The sequence below is a fragment of the Spirillospora sp. NPDC048911 genome, assembly GCF_043198015.1.
Classification (GTDB): Bacteria; Actinomycetota; Actinomycetes; order Streptosporangiales; family Streptosporangiaceae; genus Spirillospora.
On sequence record NZ_JBICUD010000002.1, the window covers coordinates 865169 to 881769 of the forward strand.

General features: G+C 70.8%; 18 protein-coding genes and 1 tRNA gene. 4 read left to right on the forward strand and 15 right to left on the reverse strand.

Annotation, left to right across the window (positions count from 1 at the left end):
• The first annotated feature begins 55 nt into the window (after positions 1-55).
• From ACGFNU_RS11240 to ACGFNU_RS11250, 3 genes are read left to right on the forward strand one after another with little or no spacing between them, the layout of a single operon-like run.
• Positions 56-1117, forward strand: coding sequence for a TIGR03617 family F420-dependent LLM class oxidoreductase (locus tag ACGFNU_RS11240; RefSeq protein WP_392592406.1), 1062 nt, complete (start codon positions 56-58; stop codon positions 1115-1117).
• 38 nt (positions 1118-1155) lie between these two features.
• Positions 1156-2475, forward strand: coding sequence for a hypothetical protein (locus ACGFNU_RS11245; RefSeq protein WP_392592408.1), 1320 nt, complete (start codon positions 1156-1158; stop codon positions 2473-2475).
• Between the two features lie 17 nt (positions 2476-2492).
• Complete coding sequence (locus ACGFNU_RS11250) at positions 2493-2948, forward strand: hypothetical protein (RefSeq protein ID WP_392592410.1); 456 nt, start codon at positions 2493-2495, stop codon at positions 2946-2948.
• Here the strand turns inward: ACGFNU_RS11250 and ACGFNU_RS11255 are convergent.
• Positions 2945-3229, reverse strand: coding sequence for a YtxH domain-containing protein (locus tag ACGFNU_RS11255; protein ID WP_392592412.1), 285 nt, complete (start codon positions 3227-3229; stop codon positions 2945-2947). The two genes, ACGFNU_RS11250 and ACGFNU_RS11255, sit on opposite strands and share 4 nt — an antisense overlap.
• A gap of 138 nt (positions 3230-3367) precedes the next feature.
• On the opposite strand from ACGFNU_RS11255, the gene ACGFNU_RS11260 reads away from it, so the two are divergent.
• Positions 3368-3440, forward strand: a tRNA-Asn gene (locus tag ACGFNU_RS11260).
• 89 nt (positions 3441-3529) lie between these two features.
• Here ACGFNU_RS11260 and ACGFNU_RS11265 read toward each other — a convergent pair.
• From ACGFNU_RS11265 to ACGFNU_RS11330, 14 genes are all read right to left on the reverse strand, one after another.
• Entirely contained in the window at positions 3530-4726 is a 1197-nt protein-coding gene (locus ACGFNU_RS11265) for a tyrosine-type recombinase/integrase (RefSeq protein WP_392592414.1), read from the reverse strand.
• Between the two features lie 227 nt (positions 4727-4953).
• Positions 4954-6936, reverse strand: coding sequence for a DUF3987 domain-containing protein (locus tag ACGFNU_RS11270; protein ID WP_392592416.1), 1983 nt, complete (start codon positions 6934-6936; stop codon positions 4954-4956).
• 195 nt (positions 6937-7131) lie between these two features.
• Complete coding sequence (locus tag ACGFNU_RS11275; RefSeq protein ID WP_392592418.1) at positions 7132-7518, reverse strand: hypothetical protein; 387 nt, start codon at positions 7516-7518, stop codon at positions 7132-7134.
• Between the two features lie 88 nt (positions 7519-7606).
• A complete protein-coding gene (locus tag ACGFNU_RS11280) occupies positions 7607-7996 on the reverse strand; it encodes a hypothetical protein (protein ID WP_392592420.1) in 390 nt (129 codons plus the stop codon).
• Positions 7997-8065: 69 nt separating this feature from the next.
• Positions 8066-10864 (reverse strand): DNA translocase FtsK, encoded by a 2799-nt coding sequence (locus ACGFNU_RS11285; RefSeq protein ID WP_392592422.1) that lies wholly within the window; start codon positions 10862-10864, stop codon positions 8066-8068.
• A gap of 3 nt (positions 10865-10867) precedes the next feature.
• Entirely contained in the window at positions 10868-11107 is a 240-nt protein-coding gene (locus tag ACGFNU_RS11290; protein ID WP_392592424.1) for a hypothetical protein, read from the reverse strand.
• Positions 11108-11336: 229 nt separating this feature from the next.
• Positions 11337-11795, reverse strand: a complete 459-nt coding sequence (locus ACGFNU_RS11295) for a hypothetical protein (protein WP_392592426.1) — start codon at positions 11793-11795, stop codon at positions 11337-11339.
• 74 nt (positions 11796-11869) lie between these two features.
• Positions 11870-12340 carry a hypothetical protein gene (locus ACGFNU_RS11300; RefSeq protein ID WP_392592428.1) on the reverse strand — a complete coding sequence of 157 codons (471 nt, stop codon included), beginning with the start codon at positions 12338-12340 and terminating at the stop codon, positions 11870-11872.
• Between the two features lie 351 nt (positions 12341-12691).
• The gene (locus ACGFNU_RS11305) at positions 12692-13111 is read right to left on the reverse strand and encodes an ATP-binding protein (protein WP_392592430.1); all 420 of its coding nucleotides are present in this window, start codon (positions 13109-13111) and stop codon (positions 12692-12694) included.
• A complete protein-coding gene (locus tag ACGFNU_RS11310; RefSeq protein WP_392592432.1) occupies positions 13111-13437 on the reverse strand; it encodes a hypothetical protein in 327 nt (108 codons plus the stop codon). Before ACGFNU_RS11310 ends, ACGFNU_RS11305 begins: the two co-directional genes overlap by 1 nt.
• On the reverse strand, positions 13434-13886 hold the full coding sequence (locus ACGFNU_RS11315) for a hypothetical protein (protein WP_392592434.1): 453 nt from the start codon (positions 13884-13886) through the stop codon (positions 13434-13436). The genes ACGFNU_RS11310 and ACGFNU_RS11315 overlap by 4 nt, the downstream gene beginning before the upstream one ends.
• The gene (locus ACGFNU_RS11320; protein ID WP_392592436.1) at positions 13883-15241 is read right to left on the reverse strand and encodes a hypothetical protein; all 1359 of its coding nucleotides are present in this window, start codon (positions 15239-15241) and stop codon (positions 13883-13885) included. Before ACGFNU_RS11320 ends, ACGFNU_RS11315 begins: the two co-directional genes overlap by 4 nt.
• Positions 15238-15705 carry a hypothetical protein gene (locus tag ACGFNU_RS11325; protein WP_392592438.1) on the reverse strand — a complete coding sequence of 156 codons (468 nt, stop codon included), beginning with the start codon at positions 15703-15705 and terminating at the stop codon, positions 15238-15240. Before ACGFNU_RS11325 ends, ACGFNU_RS11320 begins: the two co-directional genes overlap by 4 nt.
• Positions 15705-16577 carry a hypothetical protein gene (locus ACGFNU_RS11330; protein ID WP_392592440.1) on the reverse strand — a complete coding sequence of 291 codons (873 nt, stop codon included), beginning with the start codon at positions 16575-16577 and terminating at the stop codon, positions 15705-15707. Before ACGFNU_RS11330 ends, ACGFNU_RS11325 begins: the two co-directional genes overlap by 1 nt.
• Between the last annotated feature and the right edge of the window lie 24 nt (positions 16578-16601).

A 16601-nucleotide genomic window follows, 5' to 3' on the forward strand; every position in this document is an offset into this window, starting at 1 on the left:
CTTCTGAGGTCACAATCGCGGTAATCCACGGTGTGCGACCACCCGGAGGCGCGGCATGAAGGTCGACGTCGCTGTGGGCGGCCCGGAGCTCCGGCAGATCTCCGTGCTCGCCCGGCTGGCTGAGGACATCGGATTCGACTGCCTCTACACCGCCGAGTCCTGCCACGATCCGTTCCCGCCGCTCGCGCGGGCGGCCGAGCACACCACCCGGATCGGGCTGGGCACGTCCATCGCGGTGGCGCTCGCCCGCAGCCCGATGACGCTCGCCCACCTCGCCAACGACCTGCAGGAGTACTCGCGCGGACGGTTCACGCTCGGGCTGGGGGCGCAGACCCGGGCCCATCCCGGCCGGCAGTACCGCACGTCCTTCCAGCCGCCGGTGGCGCGGATGCGCGAGCTGATCGGGGAGATCCGCGGGATCTGGCGCTCCTGGCAGGACCAGTCCCACACGGATCAGCCCAGGCAGGATCAGCCTCGGCAGGGCCAGGCCATCCAGAGCTGGCGACGGCGAAACCAGCCACTCTTCGCGCTGCCAGCACATCCCTTCGGCCCACCCAGGATTCACCTCGCCGGAGTCGGGCCGCGCATGACGCAGCTGGCGGGTGAGCTCGCCGACGGGCTGATCCTGCATGGCTTCACCACCGCCCGGCATCTGCGCGAGACCACCGTCCCGGCGCTGGAACGCGGGCTGCGCCACTCAGGCCGGTCCTGGGACGACATCGAGGTGGTCGCCCCGGCCTTCCTCATCACCGGCGCCACCAGCGAGGCGTACGAACGGTCGGAACGCCAGACCCGGACGGCCATCGCCCTGTACGGCGCGAATCCCGCGTACCGGCGGGTCCTGGAATCGGCGGGGCGGCCCGGCCTCCAGGACGAGCTCGCCCTGCTCGCCCGGCACGGCCGCTGGCAGCAGATGCCCGGCCTCATCGACGACGACCTGCTCGACGAGGTCGCCGTCCGCGGGGAGCCGGTGCGGATCCCCGAACTCCTCGTCCGGCGTTACGGGGCCCTCTGCCGCCGTGTCACCCTGATGGGACCGTTCCATCAGGATCCGGGCACCTGGGCCGCCCTCGTCGCCCGCATCCACGAGATCACCTGTGAACCGGTCCCCTCATAGGGGTGGCCAGAACGCGATCGAGAGGTCACCCTCAGGTTATGAGTCCCCGTCTGACCGGCGACGAGAGCACGCTGTGGCAGGCCGCGGCGCGGGTGCTCGACGCCAACTGGACCGGGGCGGCGACCGTTCCGTCCCCGGGCCTCTACCCGCACCAGTGGAGCTGGGACTCGGCGTTCATCTGCATGGGCCTGGCCCGGTACCGCCGAGACCGCGCCGAGCACGAACTGCTCTCGCTCTTCCGCGGCCAGTGGGAGACCGGCCTCGTGCCGCACATCGTCTTCAACACCGACCAGTCACGGCTCGCCTACTTCCCCGGCCCCGACGTGTGGCGCTCGGACCGGCACCCGGCCGCCCCCAACGGCACCCGCACGTCCGGCCTCACCCATCCGCCGCTGCACGCCCTCGCCGCCCTCCGCCTGCATGAATGCGCCTCCGACGCCGAGCGCAGCCGCGACTTCCTGGCCCACATCTATCCCCAGCTCGCCGCGCAGCACCGCTACCTGGCCCGAGCCCGTGACCTCGACGGCAGCGGTCTCATGGCCATCTGCCACCCCTGGGAATCCGGTCTCGACAACAGCCCCGCCTGGGACAGGCCCCTCGGAGCCCTCCAGCTCCCGCCCACCGGCTACGCCCCCCGGAGATTCCCGCGCAACCTGCCCACCGGCGAGGACTACGACCGTTACGTCTGGCTCGTGACGCTCCTCCGGGACGCGGGCTACGAGGCCGATTACCTCCGCGAGGAGCATCCGTTCGCCGTCCAGGACCCCCTGGTCAACGCCACCTACCTGGCCTCCACCCACGCCCTCGCCGAGATCGCGGAGATCATCGACACCGACAGCGGTCCCCACCGCGAGGCCGCCGAGCGCATCCACTACGGCCTGCTCGACCGGCTCTGGGACGGTGACACCGGCTGCTTCCGTGCCCGCGACCTGCGCGCCGACCGCCTGCTCCCCGTGGTCACCGTCTCGTCGTTCGGCCCGCTCCTGGACCCCGACCTGCCGCACCCGGTGATCCGCAACCTGGTCGATCTCCTGCTCTCGGCCCGGTTCGCCGGCGCCGCGGGATACCCCGTCCCGTCGTGCGACATCCAGGCCCCGTCCTTCGACCGGGGCGGCTACTGGCGCGGCCCCACCTGGATCAACACCAACTGGCTCCTGTGGTACGGAGCCCTGAGCCACGACCTCACCGTCATAGCCGACCTCCTCTACGGCTCCACCCTCCGCCTGGTCCGCCAGTCGGGCTTCCGCGAGTACTTCGACCCGTTCGACGGCACCGGCCGCGGCAGCCACGACTACAGCTGGTCGGCCGCCCTCGTCCTCGACCTTCTCGGCGCCCGCCGTGCCCCCCGCGCCGCCTGATCGCCTACGCTCGGAGCATGCGCCCGCCCGTCGACCTCGAACGCCGTGAACGCGTCCTGACCCAGGCACCCACCCGCGGCGGCTCGCACGTCGTCGCCACCACCACGGCCCTCCACATACCCAAGGTCGAGGGCGGCTTCCTGCGCATCCCCTGGGACCAGATCGACCAGGCGTCGTGGAGGAACGACCACCTCCACCTGAAAACCTCAACAGCCGAGCACCACGTAGGCCTCACCGACCCGGGCTCGGTGCCCGAAACGGTACGCGAACGCGTAACGGCCACCATCGCGTTCAGCCACCAGGCCAAGCTGCCGCACGGCGGCGGCGTCCGCATCGCCGGCCGCCGCCCGGCGACGGGCGGCGACATCCGGTGGACGTTCGTCTTCGACGCAGGCCTCGACCCCTCAGACCCGGGCCTGCGGGCCCAGGCCGAGCAGCTCCTGGAAGACCTGCGCCGCCAGACCGGCCTCTAGCTCACGGGCTCCCTGCGCGGGTCCTCATACTCCGAGTCCTTGTGCAGCTTCTGGTTGACGGCGTGCCCGGCCTTGTCGGCCAGTTCACCGCCCTTGACCTTGGCCGCCCCGGCGATCTCCTCGCCCTTGGCCCGCAGGACCCCGGCGGTCTCCTGGACGGTCGGGTTCTCAGCGAGCCGTCTCGAGGTCCGCATGATCTGCTCGTACCTCTCCCGCCCGGCCCGCGTCCCGAAGACATAGCCGACAGCGGCGCCAACGATGAACATCGAGCGGTGCTTCATGCCCACCCCCATAGGTGCGGAATCGTGTCTGCCAGACATACCCACGAACGGTGTGACCAGTCACCCCGGCACGAACAGGTCCCGGGATGCGCTAATCTAGACCCGCTGGCAGGGCGTGAAACCCCTCGCGAGCGCCAATCCCGCGTAGCTCAATCGGCAGAGCAGCCGGCTGTTAACCGGCAGGTTATTGGTTCGAGTCCAATCGCGGGAGCTCTAGCTACGCCCCCAAAACGCGAGGTCAGGCCCGTATCCCGGCTGGGATACGGGCCTGATCGTTTGAGCGAGTACCAAAGTGAGTACCTAGGGGGTCCTCACGGTGGTCGGGAAGATCCAATCCATGGCCGTGGCTCCGTCCTGGATCACCGGCCGGATCTGCTGCCGGTACACCTTCTCAGTGACCTGTGTCCCGCTGTGGCCGACCAGCAGCGCGATCTGATCAAGGGACATCCCGTTGTCGGAGAGCAGCGACACGAAGCTGTGGCGGAGCTCCCGCGGCGTCCAGTCCTGCGCCACGAGCCCGGCCGGCCCGATCGCCTCCTTGCGGAATGCCCTCAGCACGGTCATAGCGTCCCGAACCTGTCCGCCCGGCCCCGGGAAGACTAGCGCGCTCGGCTTCGGTGGCTCTGGCGTGCTCAGCCACAGGTCCCGAAGCGCGACCACGCAGCGCTCTGGGAGCTTGAGCGTGCGCCGGGACTTCTTGGTCTTCGTATCGCCCCGTGCGCGCACAGAGCGCCAGACGTAGACGGCGAACTCCTCGTGGTTCCAGCCCGCCTCATGCAGGGGCCGCCATGCCTGCCGGTCCTTGTCGTAGGCCACGACGTGGGACCAGTCGAGCTTGCGGAGCTCCTCCGTCCTCGCTCCCGTCAGCAGGGCAAGGATGACGTATTGCCGCATGTCGGATCGGGCTTGCTCGGCGGCTTCGAGGACTTTCACAGCCTGGGCGAAGTTCAGCGCCTTTGAAGGCCGGCCGGCGCGCTTTCCGGTAGGGACCTGGCAGAGGTCGACCACGTTGCGCGTCACCCGCTCATCGCGCCGCATCACCCTCTCGATTGCGCGCCGCAGTACGGAGCGGACCTCACGTAGTGACTTCGTGCTGAGGAACTGTGCCCGATCCTCAAGCCACCGTTCGCAGTCGTCGGCGGTGAACTCCCGGACGGTCGTTTCGCCCAGCTGCGGAACGATGTGGTGCTTGGCGAGGCTCTTGGCGTTCTTGACAGTGTCCTCATCGCGTCCCATGAGCCCGTACCGCAGGAAACCCGCGATCGCTTCGGCAATGGTGATGTCGGCGGTCGTCTTGGGGGCTTGCTTCTCCTCCCGTTTCTTGAGGTTCTCCTTGAGCTTGTTGAGCGCTTCGGTCTGCGTCTTTCCTCTGCCTCGGACGATGATCCGTCGTCCGTTGGGGCGATAGCCGACGGTCTTGGACGCCACCCAACGTTCGCGGGAGGCCTCCCAACTGAGGCCGCCCTCACCGTGGGCCCGCCGTGGCTTGCTGCTCATGGGGCCCCTGCTTCCTCGGGGGAGAGGTGCTCAGTCATCGCTACGTTCCTCCTGATGTGATCGTCACAGTGGGTAAGCGGCACAGGGGACGGGGTGGGGTTCTGTGCGGCTGCACGCATGCACGTAATGCACATCAATTGGTATCTGTGCATTGTGTGCATGCGTGCAGGGGTGCGGACGGGACTCAGTCACGCTGGCCGGTGACTGTGAGTTATGGCACTCGGCGGTCATGAGGCGGCCTCCGGCTCGGTCTCTGGGTGGACTTCGTAGACCGCCGCGGGAGCTCGGCCGGCGCTGTGCCCTCGGGGTGAGGAAGGAAGGCGCCGAATCCAGCCGTGGGCCTCCAGGACGCGCAGCCCGGGGTCGAGGTCGGCGACCTTGCGGAAGCGGGGTCGTAGGGCTTGTACGGCGTCGCGGGCGGTGAAGCGGCGGGTGCCGGTGCGGATGAGCCAGTCGCGGATGGCGCGGGCGTCGGCCAGGTCGGGGTCGGCGCCGATGAGGTCGTAGGCGGCCTGGGCGTGGGCGAGGAAGTAGTCCCCGATCTGCCGGGCCATGGCGAACGTTGCGGCGGTGATGGGCCGGCTCCAGGTGCCGTGATGATGTTGGGCCAGGTGCAGCAGGCTGGCGATGCGGACGACGGCACCGGGGAATTTGCCGCCCCAGTCGGGCATGTGCGCCAGGTCGTTGCCGGGGCGATAGCGCGGTTCGGTGTCGCGCAGCAGGTCTTGTACGGCGGTCGTGGCCGACTCGGTGAAGGTGAGCACGGCCGGTTCGGTGAGGGCATGTAGCCGGGTGACCAGGTTGATCAGAGTGGTGGCGTAGGTCTGGGCGACCTGAGCGGGGACGAGCTCGGGGGCGTAGTCGCGGTAGCCGAGCAACGAGGCCGGGACCGAGTACAGGATCCGGCCGAGCAATCCCTGCCCGCGGAATTGCGGGGTGTCGGCCAGTCCGGCCAGCACGTCGGGTTGGGTGCAGATGCCGAGGGTGACGTGCGCGGACTCGATGATTTCCGCGGGACGTCCAACGCGGTCGATGCGCATTCCTTCGCCGGCGTGGCCGTGTTTGAGGACGGCGAAGTTGGGGGCGCCGCTGTAGCGGCCGGCGGCAATGGAGAAGATCTCGCCCTCGGGTGACAGCACCGCCATCCGGCCGCCCTGCTGTGCCAACAGCGAGGTCAGGATCTCCGGAGTGGCGTCATCGGAGAACAATCGAGGCTCGGCCGGAACCTGCAGATCCTCCAACCGTTCAGCGGCGATGCGTGCGTCCGCCAAGTGCTGTTCGCGAACGATCGCATCGATGGCGTTGATCGCGGCTTTCTCGGCCTTTTCCATGTCGGCCTCGGCGACGCGCCGCTGCAACGCGATATCGGTGATGAGCGGCTGTGCCTGCTCGCGCAGGGCTGTTTCGGCGGCGCGGATCGGGGCGGTCATCGCGGCGAACACCTCGGATTTGCGGTTGCCGGGGCCGAGGGCTACGACGGCGAAGAGGTTGGTGGGCTCGCGCCAGCCGCGCGCCTGAACCCACACCTTGCCGCCGGCGGCGACCGCGAGGACGGTCAGCGCCAGGCATCCGGCCAGGTCGTTGGGCGTCTGGGTCTGTTCGGCGAGGCGGGCCGCGTACTCGGCGATCCAGTCCGGCAGCATCGGCAACGGGAAGGCCGGTAGATCGCGGGCCGCTTCCAGCGGTGTCGGGGCAGGCCAGCCGCGTGCCTGGGGGCCGGTGATGTCTTGCACGGTGGTGGCGACTGCACCGCGCAGATCAGCGGTGTCGCCGTCGGCGGCCTGATGGCTGAGCTGGGTCAGGCGGATGCCGGTGATCGCCACAGCGCGGGCGTAGGCCAGATCGGCCAGCCGATGTGCGTAGTAGGCCACCTGAGTGGACGAGACCGTCTCGCTGATCAGCGTGTGCAGGTACGGACCGCCGCCCACCTTGCCGAGCTGGCGCGGGCCGAGCTCGGCGGCGACCGCGGTCGGCTCACACGGGTCACCGCGATCGGCCAGGACACAGATCGCATGCCAGATCACTTGATGGGCCGGCCGATAGAACTCGGCGCCGTCCAGCACTTCTCGGGCCTCGGCAACGGCCCGGGCGGACAGCATCATCGCACCAAGCACCTGCTGCTCAGCGCTGATGTCGTGGGGCAGCGGCCGAACCGAATCGCCGGGCTGTACGTGGCCACCGTCCACCACGCGCAGCGGTGGTTTGCTCATCGGACGGCCACGCTCGGGCCGGCAGGCCGGTCCCGTCGAGCAGCTGGCGTGGCAGGAACGATTCGAGTTTTCATCAGTCCTCCGAGAGCAAGACCGGATCAGCCGTGAGGCTGTTGGCGGTGAGGCAGATGTGACTTGGCGGGCTGAGAAAGGCCCGGACCGGCCTGCGGGCACCGGGTCCGGGCCTGGGATCGGTCAGGTGCGGCCGCGTTCGCCGCGGGCCTGCCCGAGTTCGTCCACCAGGTCGCTCAGGACGGTCTTCGCCAGCTCGATTGCCGAGTCCCACAGCTCAATCGGCTCGTTGTCGCTGTCCAACCGGCTCTCGATGTCGATGGCCCCGAACGACGCGCCGAGCCGCTCAAGGGCGTGGCTGTACAGCGCAACCACGATGCGCAGATGCGGCCGCCGCATCTCGGTGGACTGCGGGCACACGGCGTCCAGCACGTCGTCGTCGGACAGTCCCACGACCGCATCGTGCAGCGTCCTCATGAGGTCGGCCACCGCGGGCGCCTCGTCTTCGAGCTGGCGGATCAAGTCGATGACGTCCTCGGTGGACAGGTCCAGGTCGTCAAGTGCCGACATGGGGGTTCCTCCTTCTCAGCAGGGCGCGGCCGTCGTGGCCGCGCCGGGTACGGGATCGGCGGACGGGGGGATCAGGTGGCGCTGGCGGTCAGCCGCGGTTGCGTTCGGTGGGTGCCTGGCCGAGCTCGGTCACCAGGCCTTCGATGGCGTCGCTGAGGGCTTGCACGGCGTCGTTCCACGGGCCAAATCCCTCGCCATCGGCAGGCAGGCGCGACGCCAGTTCGATGGCGGCCACACCGTCGGCCAGGCGCTCGAACGCGTGGCCGGCCAGCGCCACCAGAACGCGCACGTCCGAGCGGCGCATGTCCGCGGACTCCGCATACACCGCGTCCAGCACCGCCTCGGATTCCAGCGCGGTGGCCAGAAGGGCCAGGGAGAGAGCCATGTCCGCCACGGCGTGCGACTCCTCCTTGAACTGACTGATCACCTGGGTGAGGTCATCGGCCGACAGTCCTACGGCCTCCAGGAATGCGGGCATGGTGCAGATCTCCTCTCTGGACGGGGTGCCGGGCCGTCACGGCGGCGGCCGGCCGGTCAGGGGGTTTGGTCAGGCGGTACCGGTGCGCAGCTCGGCGAGGACGGCGGGCAGGCCGTCCGGCGTCACCAGGACGTCGCGGGCCTTGGAGCCATCGGCCGGGCCCACCACGCTGCGGGCCTGCATCGCGGCCATGAGCGCGCCCGCCTCGCGGAAGCCGACGCGCAGCTTGCGTTGCAGCATCGAGGTAGATCCGAACTGTGTGCTCACCACCAGCTCGATGGCGGCGGCCAGCAACTCGACGTCGACCTGGTCGATGGCGGCGGCCTGGTCGACGTGCTCGGGCGAGGCCGACGACGCAGAGGGCGCGGCCTCAGCCGGGATCAGTTCCCACCCGCCGCTCGACAACATCCGCACCCGGCCCTCGGCGGCCAGGCGCCGCGTGTGGCGGTAGATCGTGGCGCGGGCCTGACCGGTCGCGTCGTGCAGCTCCCGCCAGTCCAGCGGGCCGCCGCTGGCGGCCGCCAGCGCGGCCACGATCTGGTCAGGGCCGGAGGCGGCGGCGTCCTCGGGATCGTCGGCGGCCTGGTCGGGGTCGACGTCGCGCGGGTGCTGGTCGATGTCAGCGGCGGTTCCGGCCAGGGGCGCCGGGGTGTCCTCGATGACGACGGGGGAGATCGGCGGGGGCCGATCGTCGTCGGGCCGGGCCGGGGTCGACGGCACCGAGGCCGCCGACGCCGGCTCGGTGACGGGGGCCTGGGCGGACGTCTCGGGCAGGACGGCGCCGGAGATGGCGCGGATGTTGCCGGCCTGGCTCTTGCAGTGCTGGACGATCGCGGTGATCTCCTTCTCGGCGACGAACGCGTTCTGCAACCGCATGGGCTTGCTCGCGCCCATCGGCAGGAACAGCGCGTCGCCCTGGCCCAAGAGCTTCTCGGCGCCGGGCTGGTCGATGATGACGCGGCTGTCGGTCAGGGAGGAGGTGGCGAACGCCAGCCGGGACGGCACGTTCGCCTTGATCAGGCCGGTCACCACGTCCACGGACGGCCGCTGGGTGGCCAGGACCAGGTGGATGCCGGCGGCGCGGGCGAGTTGGGTGATGCGAACGATCGAGTCCTCGACGTCGCGCGCCGCGACCATCATCAGGTCGGCCAGCTCGTCGACCACGGTCACCAGGTAGGGCAGCGGTTCCCTCGGCCGGCCGTCCTCGCCGCGGACCTTGCCCTTGGCGATCAGGGCGTTCAGGTCATCGAGGTGCCGTACGCCGTGCTGCTCCATCAGGTCGTATCGGCGGTCCATCTCGCCGCACACCCACCCCAGCGCCTCGGCCGCTTTACGCGGGTTGGTGAGGATCGGCGTGAGCAGGTGCGGCACCCCGGCGTAGGGGGTCAGCTCGACGCGCTTGGGGTCGACCAAGATCAGCCGCACCTGACAGGGGTTGGCCCGGAGCAGCAACGAGCAGATCAGGCCGTTGATGCAGCTGGACTTGCCGGCGCCGGTCGCGCCGGCGATCAGGATGTGCGGCATCTTGGCCAGGTTGGCCACCACGTACCGGCCCTCGATGTTCTTGCCGAGGCCGGCCGTCAACGGGTGCGTCTCCCGCGTGGCGATCTCTGAGCGAAGCACGTCGCCGAGGCGAACCAGGTCCTTGACCTGGTTGGGCACCTCACAGCCCACCGTGTCCCTGCCGGTCACCGCGGCCAGCATGCGGACCTCGGCTTTCACCGCGAGAGTGAAGTTGCGTCCGAGCTGAGTGATCTTCTCGACCTTGACGCCGGGCTCGGGCTTGATCTCATACAGCGTGACCGTGGGCCCGCGGGTGTACCGGACCACCTTCGCCTTCACGCCGAATTCGGCCAGCACCTTGTCGATGCGGTCGCGGACGCGCTCAGCCTCGCGCTCGGTGCCGGTACGCGGCGGTTCACTGCGCAACAGATCAGCGGACGGCAGCGCGTACTCGACGCACGGGTCACCGCCGGCCGCCGGCGCGCCGTTCACCTCAGCCAGCGGCCGCACGCCCGCCGCCTCGGTGGCCAGCGCCGCCGAGGCAGCGCCAGCCCGGGAGGCCGGTGCGGCGGGCGCCTGGTCGACGTCGGCGCCAGCCTCGGCAGCCTGGTCGGCCTTGGCCTCGGCGGCCTGGCGCTCGGCCTCCTTGCCGCCGATCCGCCACAAGTAGACCGTGACGCCCACGGCCAGCACCGGGCCCAGCCACCACTGACCGGTCCGCGCATTGCTGCCGAGCATCTGGAGGCCGGCCACGACCAGGACGGCCAAGCCGCCGCCGCGCATCCACTTCATGCGGCCACGGGCCTTGTCCAGCTCGGCGGGCGTCGGCACGATCTCGGGCTCGGGTTCGGGGCGGCGGCGCCGCGGCCTGTAACCGCGGCCGCGCCGACCTGCGTACTCGGCGCGGTCGGCCTCCAAGGCCTCGCGCTCGGCGGCGGCCTCGGCCTCCAGATCAGCGATCACCTTCTCGGCCAACTCCTCCGCCGACACGTCCGCAGTGGTCACCCACGCGCGGACGCGCGCCGAGGTGACGCGGCCGCCGCACGTCACCCGTGCCCAGTGCCGGCGGACCAGGCCGCCAGCCACCTCGGTGTCCTGGCCGTCCTCACCCTTGCCCTGCGCGGTGCCCTCGGCGGCCGGGGCGGGCTTGGTCATGTCCACCGCCCGAGGCGAGCTGGCCGGGGCGACCTGGGCAGGATCGGCGGGCGGCGGGCTGCCGTACGCCTCGGCGTACAGCTCGTCAGCGGTCTTGTCCTCGCGGCGGCCGCGCAGCGCGGCCCATGCCTCGCCGAGCCGGTCGGCGAGGGTCTCGCGGTACGGGTTGCTGCGGTCGTCCCGGCGCGGGCCGGGGTTGTGGTCGGCCATCGGTCAGTCCTCCCGGGCCATCTGCCGGATGTGCTGATTGATCAACTCGGTCAGTTCGTCGGCGAGCTGGCCGGCCAGCGCGGGCCGGGCGTCTCGGGTCAGGGCCCGCCACTGGTCCCACGCCACCGCCGCGCGCTCAAGAGGGCCCTTGGCGGCGTCCTGGCGGGCGCGGAAGAACGCGCCGCGGTTGTCAATGCGGCGAAGCTCGGCCGCGATCTCGCGCGGCGTCCGTTCGGGGCTCACCACAAGGGCCTCCAGATGATCGAAAAGTGGGGCGTCTCAGTACGCATCTCGCGCGCGCGCATACGCGCGCGCCTTGGGGCCTGTCAAGAGGGGGTTTTGGCGGGGGTGAGACGAGGCCTGAGACGGCGGGGTGAGACGCCCCCCTGAGACGGCCCGGGCGAGGCTGAGAGGGCCTTGCCCGGGCCGTCGGTGGGGCCGGTCATCGGCCCCGCCGTCAGCGGCCACCGGCTCAGCGCGGGTATTGCCACGTGCCGTCCGAGCCGCCGTTGGCGCCGGTCCCGGATCCGGAGCGGGACCCGCCGCCGCTGGCGCTGCCCGAACCGCCCGAGCCGCCGCCGGTGACCGAGGTCATCAGGCTGGCCGCGGTCTGGCCGGCGGTGCCGGCGAACTGCGAAGCCAACAGGCCGGCCGCGCTGCCGGCCAGGAGCACGCCCAGGACGAACGCCGCGATCAGCGGCGGGACCTTGTGCTTCTTGTGCTTGACGAGGTTGTACAAGTAAAAGGCGATCACGAGCACCGCCAGCGCCGTGCCGCCGGCGATGGCGCCGGGGCCCGGTGCGACCTCGGGCGCCGCCTGCTGTTGCGGCGCGGCGGCCAGGGCGGTGACCTGGGCGGACTGGCTTGGAGAGGCCAGACCCGCCGCGTGCACGGCGGCCTCGGCGAGGCTGGCCGGGCTTGTCGTGGTCATGATGACGTCCTTCGGTTGGATGGATCGGGAGGGGTGCGGGACCGGCCCCGGGCTAGCGAAGCCGGCCCCGGGTCTCACAAATCGCTGGTCAGCGTCAGAACCGGCATCGGCTCGTCGGCGGCGGGCGTAGCCGCCGCCGGCGCGACGACGCGTCCGACCGGGGCGGCGTCGACGTCGGTGCCCAGGTGGGCGGCGAGCTGGCCGCCGCCGAGCAAGGCGTAGTCGGCGACGACGACACTGGCCAGCACCCACAGCGACATCAGGCGGAACGGGCCGAAACCCGCGTTGACCAGCACAGACATCCCCCATGCGACCGCGACGAACGCGACCGTCGACACGTCGGGGAACGGGTCCGGGACGAAGCTCGGCGTATGGGCCTCGTTCGGAACCAGCGGCGGTACGTCGACACCGATCAGCGTCAGCGCCGACCCCAACGCCATACCGGCGATGACCAGCACGGGAAGTCGGATCAGACCGGCGCGGGCGAGAGTGGACAGACGAGGGCGGCGGCGGGCGGTGGGCTCGGCGCCGACAGACAGGGTCATGATGGGGGTTCCTCCTCTGGGGAACTTGCAGGTGATCCGTTGGGGGTTGCGGGGCCGGTCCGGGCAAGGGGCCGGCCCCGGCTCACCGCAGGGCCGCCGTGATGGCCGCCAGGTCGACCGACCCGGCGCTGTCGGGCCACAGTGCGTAGAGCACGAACCCGGCCGCGATAGCGAGGACGAGCTTCATGAAATCCGCTCCGTTTCAGAGACGTCAGGGGTGGTGTTTGCGCTGGCAGGGCCAGGGATGTCACTTGCCGAAGACGAAGCTGGCCACAAACAGCACGGCCGCGATGACGAGCAGGAACTCCATGACTCCTCCTCTCAAGGGGTCCGGGGACTGGGTGGGGAGAGTCAGCGCTCACACGCGCTGTAGCGGGCCAGGTCGAACGACGCGGTGACGCCGCCAGGGGCGATGTCGACGTGCGCGCCGAGGTCGCGCAGGATCGCCAGGCCGCGGCCGCCCTCGGCGTCGACGCCGGGCATCCGCGGGCCGTTCGGAATCGAGATGGGGGAGGGGCCGGGGTTGTCGACGCGGACGGCCGCGTGACCATCGATGACCTCGGACGACACGGTGAACGCGCCGCCGTTGGTCGCGTGCGTGCCGTGCCGGATGGCGTTCGTGGCCAGTTCGGAGGCCGCCAGCGCCAGGTCCTCCACCAGTCCGCCCGGCAGGTCGGCGGCGTGCGCCTGGTCCACGACGAACGCGCGGGCCGCCGCCGCCCCGGCCGGGGCGGACCGGTACACCTCACGGGCCGGATGCACGATGGTCATCACAGACTCACCGCCCCGTCGTCCAGGCCGGGAATGCCCAGGTCAAGGGCAATCTGAGTCACACACAGCTCGCAGTACTCGCCCGCGGCCCGCTTGTGCGCACGCGGCCGCCGGCACTGCTGTTCCAGGGGGACCTGGCACACCTGGTTCAAGTGCTCTATGCGGTCGGCATCGGCCAGCCGCTTGGACGGGTGCGCCTCCCAGACTCCGGCACACGTGCAGGTCAGCACGTATTCGCGGACCGAGGCGCACGCGATCCCGCCGGCGCCGGCGGCAGCCACTCGGCGGGCGCGCCGTACGACCTTGGGCAGGTGCCGATCGGTCATGACTTGCTCACCGCCTCGGCCGTCGAGGTCTTGGGCTTGGCCAGACTGGCGGCCAGCGCCAGGCCCTCGGCCATGAGCTGATCGGGCGTCGCGCCCTCGGCGGGCATCAGCCCGACTTTCTCCAGGTGACTGACCAGGTGACACACCCGGAACGGCGTATCGGCCCTGGCCTTGGCCACCTCGGCGCGGGCCCGCGTCAACAGCTCGACGTAGGCCACGTGCAACTCGGTGTATCGCGCCCGCCACACCTCGGCCGCGCCAGCCTGAACAGCCAGGTCTTCCAGGTGCTCGCGCAGCGCCGTCTCCTGCTCACGGCGGGCATCGAGTTCCTCGTGAACCTCGCGGAGTTCCTCGCGGGCCTCTCGCAGCAGGCGCCGCACGTCCAGCTCAACCGGGGACGCGGCCATGCCCGCGTCCCGCACACCCTGACTGGGGTGAGTGATCGTCATCGCCGCTCACCTCCCACCACGGCCAGGCCGGGACGCGCCGACTCAGTGATCTGCCGGTCCAGCTCGGCGAGCCGCTCGCGGTACAGGTCCCGGACCCGGCGGGCCCGGTCGAACCCCAGGCCGAGACCGGTCTGCACCTGGCGGATCGATGCGTCCTCAGGCACGTCGCCCTTGTCGATCGCCTTCACCAGACGTTCGAGGTGGTCGTCGTCGGTCAACGGACGCGGCGCGGGCTTGGCGCTCTCGGGCACCGGCACACCCTTGTTCGGACGCGGCCGGCGAGCCTTGGGGTGCGGCTCGCGAGGCGCTTTCGTGTCGGGTTCTCCCTGCCGGTCATCACCGGTTCGCGGCGCTGCCTCAGCGGCCTTGGCGGTCGCCGGGCGCGCGATGATCGGCAGCGTGGAGCGCTCCCCGCTCCGGATCGGCCACACGACCGCAAAGGGCTCCTCCGCGCTCTCAGAAGCGCCCTCAACATCGGCGTTCGGGTTGCTTGCGGGAGTGCTCGTCGCCGTGGCGCTCGTGGTCGGACGCAGGTCCATCGCGGCGAGCCGCGGGACCTCCCGGCCGCCCTTGTCGTGCCAGGGGTCGGCGTCAGAGATGCTCTTGTCGATCAAACCGATCAGGTGCGCGATGACGGCGGCGCCGACCGGGCCGAGCGCGTGCGCGAACATCGAGCCGGGGATCGCCCACCAACCCGATGTCGGCAGCCCGTTCGTGGGGACGGCGGCGATCAGATTGAGGAAGATCGACACGGTCAGGCAGGCGACGCCGATCTTCTCGGCCGAGTCCGACAACTCTCCGCCCGAGGCGGCCAGGCGTGCGCGGACCACGATGATCCAGCACACGGTGCCGATCAGCAGGGCCTCCAGGCCCCACAGCACCCACCACACCGGCGAGTGCGCCGGGACTGCCATCAATCGGGCCGCACCCTGCTGAACACCAGTGGTCGACCAGACACCGAACCCGATCAGGAGCGGCACCAAAACCTTGATGTTGAGGGACCGCAGCCGCTCCAAGCGCAGCGCGCGGGCCTCACCCGACCTCGACATCACGCTCTTGATCCGGATGCGTTCACCGGCGCTCTGGAACTGACGGTGCATCCTGGCCAGCTCGGCAGCCGCGGCCGCCTCGGCCTCGCGCTCGGCGCGGGCCAGCTCGGCCTGGCGACCGTTCTCGGCGACGTCGGCGCGGGCCCGCGCGTGGCCGGCCTCGCCCCTCAGTCGAGCAAGCTCGTCATCGCGGCGTGCGGCCGCGAGCTCGCGTTCACGCCCCAACTCGCGGGTCAGCTCGGCCGGGTCGCTGATCTCAGCGACATCGACGACGGGGATGGGCTTGGACTCGCGGGAGAAGATCATGCCGACACCTCCAACGCTGCACGTGCCTGACCACCCGGCCGCTGTCGGGTGATCGGACGGGGACGGATGCCGCACAGCGGGCAGCAACGGGCCGCTCCGCCTTGGCGCTTGAGGGCACGTTCGCGGCGGCGGTCGCCGGGCCACAGCCGCGCCAGCCGCCACTCGATACCGGCGTCGTTGACGACCTGCAGCAGGCGGGCACCGGACCCGGCCTCGTGCTGGGCCAGCCGTCCGGCCAGGTCGCGGGTCCAGCCGATGTAGTGCCGCGCGTGCTTGTACGGCTGGGCGAAGTGCAGCAGGTACACCACGCCAGCCCGGCAGGCCCGGCACAGCGGGAACGCCTCGGGCACCCGGTCGGCCAGCATCACCAGCGCCGCATCACAGCCCAATGCGCTCAACGCGACGTCGCACGCCAAACACGGCCGCACAGTCTTGACCGGGACGGTGAGCAGGACGGCGCTCATCACGACTGCCTCCGCTCGTCCTCGCCGAGCGGGACGACGGTGCCGCCGATCAGAGCCGTGCGCGCGTCGAGGCCGTGGCCGTTGCACATCGGGCCGCCGTCGCCGTACTGATCGGTCACCCGCCAGTGCACCGGCTCGGGGCAGGGGATGTCGCCGCGGTCGTAATCCCAGCGACGTCCGCATTCCGGGACGCGGCACCAAGACCGGCCGCCGGTACTGGAGATGGTGTTGCCGTGCTCAGGGCACGCCGGCCATGAGATCCGGCACGCCTGGGCCGGCACCGCCGCAATGCGTTCCAGCGTCACGGCCGTCTGGCGCATCTCATGGCCGATCTGACGGGCCTGCCCGGCCGCGTCCGGCAGCCGGAACCCGGCCCGCCGCACCATCTCATCGGCCGTCCCGCGGCCGACCGGCACCGGGTACTTGTCGGCCATCGACCTGAAGTCCGCCGTGGCCTGATCAATCACGTGCGCGAGGTCATCGGCGAGCGCAGCGATCGACTGCATACGCGCGGCCGACACCGCCTTGCCCGCCTCGCTGCCGATCGGCAGCACACCGCCCTCGGCGTGACACCACCGCTCGGTACCGGCATAGGTCTCGGAACCGGCGCCACAGACGCCAGCGTTGCCGATCGCCCAGTCGTCCAGCTCCTCCACCGCGTCCAGCGCGGCCCGGAAAGCCCGCGCCGGACCGAACCCGGCCCCGGTGACATAGCCGCGCCAGTCGCCATCATCGCCGAGCAGGTCGACGCCCGCGGCCTCGGCGGCTCGGTCGGCGGTCGCCAGGTGCAGCAGCGCCGCCTTGACGTGACGGCCGATCTGCCGCGCCTGATCGGCGCTCACCGGCGTCGAAGTGCAAGAATGAGAGTTCATCGGGTTGGACCTCCTAAGGGTCCG